General features: G+C 70.0%; 15 protein-coding genes. 3 read left to right on the plus strand and 12 right to left on the minus strand.

The window, feature by feature from the left end:
- Positions 1–112: 112 nt before the first annotated feature.
- From ABZ893_RS32110 to ABZ893_RS32130, 5 genes are all read right to left on the minus strand, one after another.
- Positions 113–931 carry a hypothetical protein gene (locus ABZ893_RS32110; RefSeq protein ID WP_361411052.1) on the minus strand — a complete coding sequence of 273 codons (819 nt, stop codon included), beginning with the start codon at positions 929–931 and terminating at the stop codon, positions 113–115.
- Entirely contained in the window at positions 928–1,545 is a 618-nt protein-coding gene (locus tag ABZ893_RS32115) for an RNA polymerase sigma factor (RefSeq protein WP_361411054.1), read from the minus strand. The genes ABZ893_RS32110 and ABZ893_RS32115 overlap by 4 nt, the downstream gene beginning before the upstream one ends.
- A gap of 99 nt (positions 1,546–1,644) precedes the next feature.
- Entirely contained in the window at positions 1,645–2,076 is a 432-nt protein-coding gene (locus ABZ893_RS32120; protein WP_361411057.1) for a hypothetical protein, read from the minus strand.
- A gap of 177 nt (positions 2,077–2,253) precedes the next feature.
- Entirely contained in the window at positions 2,254–2,661 is a 408-nt protein-coding gene (locus ABZ893_RS32125; protein ID WP_361411060.1) for a hypothetical protein, read from the minus strand.
- Positions 2,662–2,702: 41 nt separating this feature from the next.
- Positions 2,703–3,125, minus strand: coding sequence for a hypothetical protein (locus ABZ893_RS32130; RefSeq protein WP_361411063.1), 423 nt, complete (start codon positions 3,123–3,125; stop codon positions 2,703–2,705).
- An 86-nt stretch (positions 3,126–3,211) separates the two neighbouring features.
- On the opposite strand from ABZ893_RS32130, the gene ABZ893_RS32135 reads away from it, so the two are divergent.
- Positions 3,212–3,655 carry a hypothetical protein gene (locus tag ABZ893_RS32135; protein WP_361411066.1) on the plus strand — a complete coding sequence of 148 codons (444 nt, stop codon included), beginning with the start codon at positions 3,212–3,214 and terminating at the stop codon, positions 3,653–3,655.
- A gap of 9 nt (positions 3,656–3,664) precedes the next feature.
- Here ABZ893_RS32135 and ABZ893_RS32140 read toward each other — a convergent pair whose 3' ends face one another.
- Complete coding sequence (locus ABZ893_RS32140) at positions 3,665–4,531, minus strand: AraC family transcriptional regulator (RefSeq protein ID WP_361411069.1); 867 nt, start codon at positions 4,529–4,531, stop codon at positions 3,665–3,667.
- Positions 4,532–4,679: 148 nt separating this feature from the next.
- Between ABZ893_RS32140 and ABZ893_RS32145 the strand changes: the two genes are divergently transcribed.
- On the plus strand, positions 4,680–6,155 hold the full coding sequence (locus ABZ893_RS32145; protein WP_361411072.1) for a hypothetical protein: 1,476 nt from the start codon (positions 4,680–4,682) through the stop codon (positions 6,153–6,155).
- A gap of 90 nt (positions 6,156–6,245) precedes the next feature.
- Here the strand turns inward: ABZ893_RS32145 and ABZ893_RS32150 are convergent, their stop codons facing one another.
- Positions 6,246–7,136: an SDR family NAD(P)-dependent oxidoreductase gene (locus tag ABZ893_RS32150; protein WP_361411075.1), complete on the minus strand. Its 891-nt coding sequence runs from the start codon at positions 7,134–7,136 to the stop codon at positions 6,246–6,248.
- Between the two features lie 214 nt (positions 7,137–7,350).
- On the minus strand, positions 7,351–8,205 hold the full coding sequence (locus ABZ893_RS32155; protein WP_361411078.1) for a methyltransferase domain-containing protein: 855 nt from the start codon (positions 8,203–8,205) through the stop codon (positions 7,351–7,353).
- A gap of 79 nt (positions 8,206–8,284) precedes the next feature.
- Between ABZ893_RS32155 and ABZ893_RS32160 the strand changes: the two genes are divergently transcribed.
- On the plus strand, positions 8,285–8,920 hold the full coding sequence (locus ABZ893_RS32160) for a TetR/AcrR family transcriptional regulator (RefSeq protein WP_361411081.1): 636 nt from the start codon (positions 8,285–8,287) through the stop codon (positions 8,918–8,920).
- A 353-nt stretch (positions 8,921–9,273) separates the two neighbouring features.
- On the opposite strand, the gene ABZ893_RS32165 is transcribed toward ABZ893_RS32160, so the two are convergent.
- From ABZ893_RS32165 to ABZ893_RS32180, 4 genes are all read right to left on the minus strand, one after another.
- Positions 9,274–9,825 (minus strand): hypothetical protein, encoded by a 552-nt coding sequence (locus tag ABZ893_RS32165; protein ID WP_361411084.1) that lies wholly within the window; start codon positions 9,823–9,825, stop codon positions 9,274–9,276.
- Between the two features lie 173 nt (positions 9,826–9,998).
- Positions 9,999–10,409: a hypothetical protein gene (locus ABZ893_RS32170; protein ID WP_361411087.1), complete on the minus strand. Its 411-nt coding sequence runs from the start codon at positions 10,407–10,409 to the stop codon at positions 9,999–10,001.
- 107 nt (positions 10,410–10,516) lie between these two features.
- Positions 10,517–12,151, minus strand: a complete 1,635-nt coding sequence (locus ABZ893_RS32175; protein ID WP_361411209.1) for a protein kinase — start codon at positions 12,149–12,151, stop codon at positions 10,517–10,519.
- A 161-nt stretch (positions 12,152–12,312) separates the two neighbouring features.
- Entirely contained in the window at positions 12,313–12,681 is a 369-nt protein-coding gene (locus ABZ893_RS32180; protein WP_361411090.1) for a hypothetical protein, read from the minus strand.
- Positions 12,682–12,683 lie beyond the last annotated feature (2 nt).

A 12,683-nucleotide genomic window follows, 5' to 3' on the forward strand; every position in this document is an offset into this window, starting at 1 on the left:
TGGGGGGCGTACGGGGAGCCACTTGAGGGGCGTGTGGGCGCAGCCCGCCCCCGGCTCAGGCCAGACTCAAGCCGCAGGTCACGTCTCTCTTACGTCTTGGGGTCGGCCTCGGCTACGGCTTGGGGTCTGCCCCGGCCGAACTCTCCCCGCCCGCCTGCTTCTCCGCGCTCTTGCCCCGGCTCGGCTTGGGGCCGGCGTGGCCGTGCCGGTGACCGGCGGCTTTTCCGCCGCCCGGGTCACCACCGCCACCCCGGTCACCGCCGCCTCCGCGGTCACTCTTGCCGCCGCCCTTGTCCTTGCCCTTGCCCATGTCCCGGCAGTACACGTCCACCCCGGCCTCGCCTCCCGCCGCCTCGAGGAAGCGGCGCCAGGCGCGGGAGTCGAGGGCCTTGCCCCGGGCCCGTACGGAGTCGTACGCGTGGCACTTGGCGGCGAGGTCGCGGGCGTGCTCCGGGTGTCCCCCGGAACGGCCGCGCACGCCCTTCCCCGACTGGGGCGCCTGCCCGTCGGATGGCTTGATCTTCTCGCCGGGTCCGGTCGGCGCCGGAGTAGCGGCGGCGCTCCGCCGGGGCGCGGGGCTCTGTTCACTGCCGCCGCCCCGGGCGTCGCTGACGACACCGATCCCGGCCACGGCGACGCCGCCGAGGGCCACGCCGGCGACGAGCGCGCCGAGGCTGGTGCGCAGCGACCAGCGGGCGAGGCCGCGCGGGCGCGGGCGCCAGTCGTCGCGGCGCCGCGTCCTGGCGGCGTGCGCGCCCTGGGCGCGCGCCTCGCGGAACGCGGCGACGGCCCTCTCCTCGGCTTCCCCGGCCTCCGCGACGCCGCCGCGCAGGGCCGCGGCACGTACCGCGTCGGCGAGCAGGTCCTCGAAGCCTCCGGCACCCCGCGGGCCGGCCGGCCCGTTCTCGCGCACAGGTGGTTTTTCAGTCATCTCGACTCCCCCAGCGTCGTGGGGCCGTCTTCCGTCACACTTCGCGCGCCGAGCTGCGTCGCGAGCCGCTTCAGGCCCCGGTACGCGGCGGTACGTACGGCGCCGGGGCGCTTGCCGAGCACGCGGGCGGCGGACGGCCCGTCGAGCCCGACGACGACGCGCAGGAGCACGGCCTCGGCCTGGTCGCGCGGGAGACCGCCGATCAAGGTGAGCGCCTGCTCGGTGGAGAGGGTTTCGAGGGCCTGGTCGGACGTGCTGTGGGTGCCGGGGAGTTCGAGCATGTCCGCTTCGAGTCCCGAGGGGCGGGGGCGGGACTTCTGGCGGCGCAGCAGGTCGAAGGCGCGGTGCCGGGCGATGGTGGCGGTCCAGCCGCGGAACCCGGCGCCGTCCCCGCGGAAGCGTCCGAGGTCGCGGGCGATCTCCAGCCAGGCGTCGGCGGCGACGTCCTCGGCCTCGTCACCGACGAGGCCGCGCAGATAACCGACGAGTCCGGGCTGGACAAGCCGGTACGCGACCGCGAAGGCGGCCTCGTCACCTTCCTGCGCCCGCGCCACGGCCGTGCCCAGCTCCTCGTCGCTCGCGTGCGCGCGACGAGGCTCCCCACCCTGGCCCAACCGTCGTCCTTTTCGTACGTTCTCGTACCGCTCCCCGGGCGCACACAGGTCATCGCGTATACGCCCCCTAAGTCATCAGCGCCGGGACCCACGGAAATGTCACAGGGCCGCGCAGGCCCGGCCCCGCCCGTGAAGGGTCAGGTAGAAGGTGTGGAGGGATTCCTCGCGTCCGAGTTCGAAGCGGTTGACGACTTTGCCGAGGGGGTTCCACACACGCTCGTCGGGCATCCGTACGCCGACGGGCTGCCCGAAGTAGGCACGCTGGGCGTCGTCGAACTCGACCCACACGGCCCCGGCCCGCCGCACGAGCACCTCCCCTACATACGCGCCGATCCCGAAAAGAACTCCCGCGACGGACGCCCGCTCCGAAGCCCCCTTCCGCAGGCCGTCGACGAGGAAGTCCGCGACGCGGAGGCTGGCGACGGTGAAGTCGAGGGGAAGCCGGTGCCGCGCGGTGGCCCGCACGACGAATCCGGCGGCATGGTGCCGCATGTCCGCCGCGCGCGGCTGAGGTTGCTGGCCGACACCCATGCTGTCCGTCCCTCACTCGGGTCAAAGGGAAGCGGTCACTCCCCGTACATGCCCCAGCGGATCCCGTCACCAAAGCATCACGCACCCCACGCGAGTCGCTTCTCACATGACCAATTGGCAAAGCCCGTACAACCTTTGGGCCGGTCGTGCGTCGTGTAGCGACCGGGTGGCATCACGTCAGGTCAGGTAGGGGGCCAAATCGGCCCGCGCACCAGGAGTGAGGCGGTCCACGTCGAGGTCCTCCAGCGCCACATGCAGCGTGCGCGGCAGCATCAGCGGAATCGCGGCGACGAGCAGGTCCTCACTCGCGTAGAGCGGCTCGACGAGCTGGAAGAACGCGGCGGAGGCGACGGTCTCGGTGGAGTTGACGAACAGCTCCTCCGCGAACCACGCGCAGCGGCCGAGGAGTTCGGCATCACGCTCGGCAGCGGGGGTGCGCAGCGCGGGCCGGACGAGCCCGCGGTAGACGACCTCGCGCAGGAAGTCGTAGAGGTCGAACCACTCCTCGCTCCGCGCCACGGCCGCCTCGGCGGGCAGCCCCGCCTGCGCCTCGATCCCGCCCCGCGCCTCTGGAACGGTACGCAAGAACAGCCCGGGAATCTGCCCCCTGCCGACACGAGCCCCGGTCACCCGAGATCCCCCGACTCCCGGAGCTCGCGGTACGTCGCCGGATAGTGCTCCAGCATCGCCGCGAGCTTCTCGCGCGTCACCGGAAGGCTGTGCCGCCAAGCCCGCACCAGTACCTCCCGGCTTTCCAGGAACTGCTCCAGGATCCCGAAGTAGACGGAGCTTTCGAGACAGGCATTCGGGTCGGACACCAGGAATTCGACGTACGCGAAGCAGGCCCGAACGGCCGCCTCGTCGGCCTCGGCGCCGGCCCTCAGCAGGGGCAGCAACACAGGCCTGGAGAACGCCTGGAGCAGGAATTCCAGACTGTCGTCGACACTCCCCCACGCCCAGGGCCCGTAGAACTCGGGGTCCGATGCGACCACTTCGTCCAGCACGACCTGCGCGCCCGGAACCATCCTCAGGAACTCACCGACCGGCATCTGCGCTTCAGCCTCCCATTTCCCCGCAGCGCAGCCTACCGACCCACCCTTGCCTTTATCGTCTGATCGACGATAAGGTCGCGGTCATGAACGACGCCCCCTCACAACTCCCCACCCCTGCCCATGAGATGACCGACGAAGAGCTGGCCGAGTACGCCGCAGAAGTGGTCACCGGCTGGGTCACCGTCGAGCACCCCCTGACCATGGACGAGGGGCGGACGCTGGTCTACCTGCAGAACATGGGGTCCTCGCAGGGCGAGATGTACGCCCTCGACCGGGTCGGAGGCTGGCAGCAGGACCTGCTCCGCGAGCTGGCTGCCGCCGCCGACGCCGACGACCCCGAAGAAGGGCGAGCCCGTATGGCCCGCGCGAGAAGCGCCGCCGTCACTCAGATGCGCGAGTGGCTGCTCTCCGGCATCAGGTACGCCGAAGAACTCAACAAGAAGCGGGCCCACCCCTCCGACCCCCGCGCCAACCTGCGCGCCTACATCGCCCGAGGCCGACAGGCACAGGCACAGGCGGAGGCATAGGCGTACGCCTCACTCCCCCTCCCGTTCCACCGGAAGCCAAAGCTCAGCCTCCGCCTCCGCCCTGTCCGCCGACAGACGCGTACGCAGGATCTCCGGGCCCGGCCGGCTCCGGTACGGGTTGGACGGGAACCACTGCGTGAACACGTCCCGCCACAGTTCCTGAATCGCCTGCGGCGCCGGCCCGGACGTCTCGAACACCGCCCAAGTCCCCGCCGGGACAGTAAGAACCGCGTCCCCTTCGGACGCCTCCCCCGAGGTGATCACCCCGTGGTAGTAGTCGAGTTCAGTGCCTTCGGCCCGGCTCGGGTCCAGGTCGTCGCAGACCGCGACGATCCCACGCGGCTCCTGGTCCGACAGCTTCACCAGGCGTTCCGTCGTCGCCGGTTCGATCGCGCGGACGAAGTCGATGATCGCCTGGTTGGGCCCCAAGTGCACCAGCGGCACCCGGGCCTTGAGCCCGACGACGTCGAACTCGGGCCTGTCCACCACTCGGTATCGCATACTGCTTCTCCCTTCGACGGTGAGGCGGAAGGTCAACCGGGGCTGCGCCACGAGCGCCGCGCCCTCGCGCCGCGCCTCCCCCGGCCCCACCCCGTGCATCGCGCGGAACGCCCGCGCGAACGCCTCCCCCGACCCGTAGCCGTACCGCACCGCGATCTCCAGCAAGGGCTCACGCCCGGCGAGCACTTCGGCACCGGCGACGGTGAGCCGGCGGCGGCGTACGTACTCCGACAGCGGCATCCCCGCGAGCGCGGAGAACAGGCGGCGCAGGTGGTACTCCGAGGTGGCCGCGATGCGCGCCAGCCCGGCCACGTCGATGTCCTGGTCGAGACGGCCCTCGATGTGGTCCAGGGCCTGGTTGAGACGCTCCAGCACGAGCGGTCCCCTTCCTTCCTTTCCCTTCCTCTTTCCTGACCACCACGCTAGGCGGCGGCCACACCGCCGCACCCGACATCCTGTGCCCGATCAGATCGGGTGCACCTCACACGACCCGAAGGCCCTCCGGGCCGGGAGGAGCATCACCTTGTCCGAGAACTTGTCCGAGAACTTGCCCGAGAACGCGCCGGAGAACGACGGCACCACGCACTCCGCGCTGGACGCCACCCGCCCCGTCCCCGTCATGATCGGCGGCGGCCCCGCCGTACTCGCCCGGCCCGACGGAGCCCTCCTCGTGAGCGCGTCCGGCGACCTGTTCCACCACAGCGAGCCAGACGCCCGCCTCGCCCAATCCGCCGACATGCTGCGGGAGTTGGATCGTCACGGCTTCGACCCGTACAAGTACGCCGCCCCCGCCGAACGGGTGCCCGCCCTCGCCGTACGCGTATGGCTGGACCACCTCGCCGTGCAGGGCCCGACCATCGACGGCGGCGCGTACATCGCCCTGAACATGGAACGGAAGCTGGTCGCGGTCATCCACCCGAACAAGGGCGAGCCGCTGATGCTGGAGGTGGACGGCATCCCCGTCGTCGCCCAGGGCCTCCCGTCGCAGGTGGTGCCCGGGTGCCACGGCCTGCACTCCCTCGAACGCGTGACGGACGTGCTGATGAGCCACCTGATCTCCCAGGGCGCCGCGACGTCCCAGGTGCGCATCGCCTTGATGGACGTCTTGACGCGCGGGGGCGGAGAGGAGGCGGTTCTGGCAACGCTGGAGGCGCATGGCCTCGCGCCGGCCGCACCCACCGCGCCCAGCCCGCATGATCCACTCGCCGCGCCCGTCGCCGCCCTGCGCGCGCTCGTCGGCTTCCGTCACGCCCTCGCGCACGGCCGGGGCCGCTTCTGCTTCGGCGACGAGGTGGCGCAGGGGAAGGTCCAGGCGACGGCGGCGGACAGCTGGATCGTGGCGGGAGGCGGGGACGACGCCCTGGCCGTCGCCGAGATCCTGCTCGCGGGGAACGCGTCCGCGCACGTAACTGTGGTCGCCCAGCAGATCGAAACCGCCGCCGCCTCGACGGCGCGCTACGCGGAACTCCACCGACGCCACGTAGCGGAAGGGGAGGCGGGCGGCGACGGCCGCCTTGAGTTCCGCCTCGGAACGGAACCCGGCCCGGTCACCCTCACCCCGACCGGCCGCTACACGGAGGCCGGCGTGGAGGCCGACGGTTACGCGGCCTGCACCGGCCGCATGTCCGTCCTGCCGCCGGCCGCAACGAAGCCGGCGGAGTGGGCACGGGCACGACGCGGCCGGGTGACGGGCTCACTCCTCTTCGACGAGAACGACCTGTACCTCGGCTACCGCCTGCACTTCACCGCCGAGGGCCTGCTGCACCAGGTCGACGTGGCGGGGGCGGCGTCCTGGTTCCTGCCGCCGGAGGCCTTCCCCCGGGCCCTTGCCACGGACCTCGCCGCGATGGGCCGCCGGATGACGCCGCCGGAGTCGGGCAGCTCCCCGACCGACCTCCTACCCGTAGCCGAACAGGCCGCGAGAATGGCGGCAGCCCGCCGCCGAGGAACGCTACGAGAGACGACGGAGATCCCGGAACGCGTACTCCCGCGCGTCTGAGGGAGGAGATTGGCAGGTTACGGCCGCCAACCCCCTGCCCGAATGGCCGAAAACTGCCAAACCCTCCCCGGCACCCGCCCACTCAGGCCGCTACAGGCCCGAGGGGTTGATGTTCGGGTTGGCGAACTGCGGCGGCTCGCGGCGCGGGAGAACGGTCCGGCCGTCGAGACTCCGCACCTCAAGACCGTGGTGCCAGGGGTAGTGGAGGCTGAACGCGACGAGTCCGGTTCGCTCGGAGGCGGGCTCCCGGCACATTTCGAGGACCGTCTGCGCCAAATACTCGACCGGTTCGGTCTCGTAGCCGTCCGGGATGAGCGACGCGGCGCCCGGTGTCGAGATCGCCGTGGACGGCGCGACACAGTTCACGGCGATTTTGTCACCCAGCAGCTCGGCGGCGAGGCCCTGGCTGAACCGGTGCACCGCGGCCTTTGTCGAGGCGTACACGACGTCGCCGCCCCTCACCAGGCTGGCGTCGGGGAACGGGCGCCGCGGGCTCACCCCGGTCACGGAGCCGATGTTGACGATCCACCCGGCGCCGCGCGCCCGCATGTGCGGGATCGCGGCCTTGGCGAGGGCGAAGGGGGCGCGCAAGTAGTGGTCGACGGTGCGGTCGAAGGTGTCGAACGACATGTCCTCGACCCGCGCGTAGTCGGCGAAGCCGGCGTTGTTGACGAGGATGTCGATCCCGCCCGCGAGCTCGACGACACGGCCGATCAGCTCGTCCCGCTCGCCCGGGTCCTCCAGGTTCGCGGTAAGGCTCAGCGCCCGCCCTCCGGCGGCCTCGATCACCTCGATCGTCTCGTCGAGGCTCCCGGAAACCACCTGGTTCTGGCCCGCTCTCGCGGACGGCATCGGGGCCTTGGACCGCGCGGTCACCACGACGGTCGCCCCCTCGGCCGCGAGCCGCTGGGCAACCGCCCGGCCTATACCCCGACTGCTCCCGGTGACCAACGCGACCTTGCCCTTGAGAGAGGCGCCCACCCGATCCTCCTGACCCTTCGACGCGAGTTGGGGATCATTAGAGGTATTACTAATAGGCATGTCAACGGGGTCGCGCGAACATTGCCGTCGGCGCCGCCCCTGAGGCGAGGCGGCGCGCCCCGCCGATCAACCCGGGCCGGCACCATCCGCCGCGGGGTGACCGGTGTCGATGGCCGCGGCGAAGCGAGCGTTGCCTGGGTCCAAGGGGGATGCGTCACTTACTCGAAGAGCTGCGCTCACGCACCGCCGTGACGATCCAGACCGCCCCAGGGATGCGGACACCCTCTACGGTCTCGAACTCCGTGAGGGCGTCGTGCACTTCGGCACGGATACGGGTGACGGTCGTCGGGTCGACATTGCGCAGGTTGTGGCGCGTCGGCCCCATGGAGAAGAGGAAGTCGGCGGCGTCGCCCGCGTCGGCTCCCAAGGTCATGGGCGCCTCGACCGGAGTCACCTCGATGTCGGTGAACCCGCCGGCGGCGAGCACTCGGCGGATGTGCGCCGGGTCGAGCAGCGACCCCATACCCGTGGAGGCGGGGGACGCCTCGCGCAGGAACGGCGAGAGTGCGGCGGTCGCGCGGGCGTAGGCGCTGTCCGGGCCCGCGGGCTGCGGGCCGAGGAACGCGAGGCGGCCGGCGGGCACGAGCGCGTGCCCGAGATGGGTGAAGGCGGCGACGTGGTCGGCGAAGAACATGACACCGCCGCGGCTGATGAGGACATCGAATCCCTGGTCGGGGAATGGATGCACCTGTGCGTCGCCCTGCTCGAAGGTGACGTTGTCGAGATCTTCCGCGGCCGCGTCACGGCGGGCGCGTTCCAGCATCGGCGCGGACAGGTCGATCCCCACGACGTTTCCGTCGTACGCCCGTCGTGCTGCGAGGCGCGTCGTCTGGCCGGTGCCGCAGCCGACGTCGAGAACCCGGTCCTGAGCCGCGACGTCCGCGGCGGCGAAGAGGGGTGCGTTGAACGCGCTCAACATCCCGTTGTAACGCTCGGGGCGTTCGGCCCAGAGGACGCCTTCCCAGCCGTTCCATGCCTCTGCCTGCTGTCGGTTGGCGATCGTGTGCACGGCTTGCCTCCAACACTTAGAGTTCACCTCACCTCTAGAGTTCAGCTCTAGAGTTCACCTCTAGTTATAGACTCCAGTCATGGGTGAGGGCAAGGGGAAGCAGGGCCGCAAGGCTCAGGAGACACGGCGCCGGATCATCGAGGCGGCCGGCACGCTCTTCGTCGAGCAGGGCTACGGGGCGACAAAACTGCAGGAGATCGCCGACCGGGCAGGGGTGGCGGTGCAGACCATCTACTTCGTCTTCCGCAACAAGCCCTCGCTGCTCAAGGAACTTGTCGACGTCGCGATCGCGGGCGACGACGAACCCGTGCCGACGATGGATCGGCCCTGGTTCATGGAGGTCATGGACGCGCCTGCCGCCGAGTCCGCACTGGCCGCACTGGTCGCCGCCACCCGCGGGACACTCGAACGCGTCGCGGCCATCAACGAGATGGTCCGCGCCGCGACAGCGACCAACCCGGAGATCCGGGAGCTGTGGCCGGATCAGGCAGACCCGCGGTACACGGTGATCTCTACAGTGGCGAAGTCCCTGACCAAGAAGCCAGGCGCCCGCCCCGCCATTCCCGTCGAAGAAGCGGCGGACATCATCTACGCCGTCCTCAGCCCAGAGCTCTTCCTGGTCCTCACCCGCGACCGCGCGTGGCCACCGGCCAAGTGGGAGCAATGGGCGTACGACACCCTCAGCTCTCAGCTGTTGGTCGACAACGGGCGCTGATCAACAACTCAGCCTCCGAGGTCGACACAGTCCGCAGTCGCCGGCGCCGACGCATCGGGGGCTCCGATGCATCGGGGGCTCCGAACGTGCTCGCGCGAGGACTCGATGAGCCGGCGGGTGGGCTTGAGCAGGCATTCGCCGGGCCGGGCCGGGGCTTGAGGTTGCGGTAGCTGGGCCGCAGAAGGATCAGCGCGCCGCGCTCGCCCGCACGGGCGAGCCGCCGAGGCCCGGGGCACATGCGGCGGCTCCCCGAGGAACGCTTCGCCGCCGGGGAGTCTGTAGCGCAGCGCGCCCTGACGCGTGTCGTCGCTCACTGGAGCGGCCCCGACCGGGAGCCGGTCGCTCCCGGGGTTTCAGTTGTTGTGCGTGATTCCGATGTGCGCGATCGTGGCGTACCGGTTGTGTGAGACGTAGATCTGGACCCGAGCGGACGGATCCTGGATCACCGCACGTACCGCTCGACGCAGGCTGTTGTTCTCGCGGTCGGCGGCGGTGGCGATCAGATCGGCGTACTTGGCTGTCGGCTTCTGGGCCTTCCAGCGCGCGGTCTCGCTCATCGTCTGGACGATCCGATCGAGGTTGCCGGACCGGACCTCGATGCCGGTGAAGGTCGCTACCTGATCGGCGGTCATGTTGTAGACCGACTTGTAGGAGTCCTCGTGGGCCAGCGTCACCGCGGGGCCGGACGGCCGCTCCGTCTTCGGCGCGCTCGGACTTTCCTTCGCCGGTTTGTCCGGCGTGGGATCGGCCGTCTTGGACGCATCATCGCCGACGGAAGAGCCAGCGCTTGCCGACGAGTCCGCACGGGACGTCTTGGCCGCGTCCGAGCCGTTGACCGAACAACCGCCAATGCCGATCGCGGCGGCGATGACCAGCGCGGCGATCGATATGACACGTTTGGGCACAGGAGCTCCTTCTTCATAATTGCGGGCGCTTTACCGTGGGGGGAGGCAGCCCACGTCTGGCTCAACAGCAGCCCGCAGGCGGTCTATCTGGTGGTGGTGCCCGATGATGTGCTGGTCGCCCGACGCCTGATAGACACGGCCATGCCCATCAGCCCGCGCGTCGTTGCCGCCGCTCATGGCTGATGGATGTGCTGGTCGCGGCCCGCCTGGTAGACCCGGGCCTGCCCGGAGGCGGTGGCGTGTTGCGTCACCGACTGATCGGCGGGCGCCAGTGGCTGCAACTCGCCGATCAACTCGCGCAGCGCCTCGGCCTCTTCGGGATGCGTCGCCAGGAACCGCCGGATGCGGCCCTGCCACTCCGCGCCCAGCTCTGTCCGGGATTCGACGTCGCCGCCCGCCTGTGCGGCGAGCAGATCCGCCCGGGTCGCCTCAAGCTCGGCGGAGATCGCCTCGGCCCGCCCCGGTTCGGCCCGCCGCCACAACGACGACACCGCCTCCCTCACACGTTGCCACGCCTCGGTGGTCAGCGCAGTGACCAAAGTCGTCCCTGCCGTACTCGCCAGTGCGGCCATCGCCGGATCCACGAACCCGCCCCTCCAGCCCGTCGGTAACTGCTGCCACAGAGTAGCCAGCACCACACAGCCCGCACATGCGCGCGACAGCAACCAGCCAACAGCCAGGGCAGCCAGGCCTACCGCTTGCGCACCGCGCTCCAGAAGTCCTTTTCGGTGCAGTACCGGTCGCTCTTCTCGAGGAGGTCGTACACGTCTTTCCAGCCGAACGTATCCTCCTTGAACTCTGAGCGCCTGAAGAGATATTGACAATCCGTCAGATCAAATCTCTCGGTCCGGTCGAATATCCGGGGCCTGACCAGTCGTTTCGCTCTCCCGCTGGATCTTCCGGTCACCGTGACCTCGGGCTCTGCCGCTCCAGGGGCGTACTGAATGACAACGGCATCTTTCGGCCTGCCCGTAACACTGCCCATGCGCATCTCCCTGCCGTGCAACTTGGCGTTGACGATCGAGAGCCGGGCGATGTCCGTCCACGGGATCCGAGTCTGCACTCTCGACCTCCCCCGCCGCACGACCACCGTCACCCCGCGCGAGTCCACCGCTGCGGACTTCTTCCAGAGCAGCGGCCCGATGAAGCCGCCCACGAAATTGAAGAGTCCGAAGAGCGCGCAGCCTCCAATGACGACCACCGAGGCCAGGAGATCTCCGAGGCTGGTGGGCTTGGAGGCGGGGGGCGTCATAGCTGCAGCCAACGGGACGCTTCCCCCCAGAAAGAGAGCCCCGAAGACCAGAGCGGGCACAATCACCGGGGTCCTGGGGACGCTCGCCTCGGCAAACTGGTCGGGGCCGATCGGCTGCGCTTGCGGACCCCCCGGTCCCGATGACACCGACACAGGTCCCCTTACGGTCGGGACATCGGCAGCGGGGCGCTGGTCCCGGGGCTCCGGGGGGACCGGCACGGTCGGGGCGTAGGCGGCGGGGCAGTGTTTCCGGATCTCGTCGAGGACCAGGGCAGCCTGCGTCGCCGACGGCCGTTTCGCGGGGTCCTTGGCGAGCAGCTGCTGGACGAGGTCGGCGAGTTGCTCGGGTATCCCGGGGATGTGGGGTGGTTCGACCTCCAGGTGCTGGCGCACCCAGGCGGCGAAGGTCGGGCCGGGGAAAGGATAGGTACCGGTCAGCAGGACGTGCAGGGTCACGCCGAAGGCGTACATGTCGCAGCGGGGTGTGGTCTTCTCGCCGATCCACTGTTCGGGCGGTATGAACGGGGCGGAGCCCATGCCGGTGTCGATCGCGCTGACGTGTGCGGTGAGCTTCGCGTAGCTGGCGATCCCGAAGTCCAGGATCTTCGTCGTGCCCCGTGCAAGGTGCATCAGGTTGGCGGGCTTGATGTCCCGGTGCACCACGCCCTTGCCGTGCGCGTAGTCCAGTGCCTCGGCGACCTGGATCATCAACGCCGCCGCACGGTCCGGGGCAAGCCCCCCAGGGTGTTCGACGAGCAGGTCGGCGAACGTACGGCCTTCCAGCCGCTCCATGACGAAGTACGGATGACCGTCGGCCTCACCGATGTCGTGGACCACCGTGATACCGGGATGCTGGAGCGCGGCAACCGTAAGTGCCTCGCGTCTCAGCGACGCGGTCAGCTCCGGGTCGCCGCCCAATGTCGCGAGCACGACCTTCACCGCCACATCACGGTGCAACTGCTCGTCGAGCGCCGCCCACACCTCCCCCATCCCGCCACGCCCCAGCCGCTCCGTCAGCCGGTACCGCTCCCCCAACAAGGCCCCAGAATCCACCCCGTGGCACCTTCCGCTCACCCCGAACCGGACGCGGTCCGCCCCCAAGGGCAAGAGTGAACCACCAAGGCCATCCAGCGGACAGACCCACGGCCCGGGTGACTCACGAGTTCCAGCAGCTCAAACAGTGGCGCGGCCTGGCCGTCATATGGGCACGGCGATGACGGTGAAGAGATGGCCTTTCAGTCGTAGAAAAAGAGCGCAAGGTCCTCGATGGACCCAGGCCCGGTGAGGAAGCCCTCGGCCTTCGCGATCTCGCGCTCTGGTGGCAGTTTGCCCTTCAGGAGCTGCTGCATCCAGATTTCCCCTTGCTCACCGATGGCGTAGATGCCAGACAGCAGTTCGGCCATGCCGGCAGGTCTCGGAGGGCGAAGTCCGGCGACCGGCTGGAGTGCCCAGCCGCCTGCCCGGGCCGCGAGTCGCAGCACCCCGGCCCAGTTCGCGATCCTCCCGATGCGTACGTGCCACGAGTCCTCGGTGAACGGGGACATCCGCCCGCCGTGGAGAGGGTTCGTGGCGGCGGCGATGTCCTCGATCACGAGCCGTTCCACGG

Source organism: Streptomyces sp. NPDC046821 (assembly GCF_040645335.1).
GTDB lineage: Bacteria > Actinomycetota > Actinomycetes > Streptomycetales > Streptomycetaceae > Streptomyces.

Bases quoted from the DNA above. Each gene is read 5' to 3' on its own strand.
- ABZ893_RS32110 (WP_361411052.1), bottom strand. From the start codon at position 931: ATGACTGAAAAACCACCTGTGCGCGAGAACGGGCCGGCCGGCCCGCGG.
- ABZ893_RS32135 (WP_361411066.1), top strand. From the start codon at position 3,212: ATGAACGACGCCCCCTCACAACTCCCCACCCCTGCCCATGAGATGACC.
- ABZ893_RS32160 (WP_361411081.1), top strand. From the start codon at position 8,285: ATGGGTGAGGGCAAGGGGAAGCAGGGCCGCAAGGCTCAGGAGACACGG.
- ABZ893_RS32130 (WP_361411063.1), bottom strand. From the start codon at position 3,125: ATGCCGGTCGGTGAGTTCCTGAGGATGGTTCCGGGCGCGCAGGTCGTG.
- ABZ893_RS32120 (WP_361411057.1), bottom strand. From the start codon at position 2,076: ATGGGTGTCGGCCAGCAACCTCAGCCGCGCGCGGCGGACATGCGGCAC.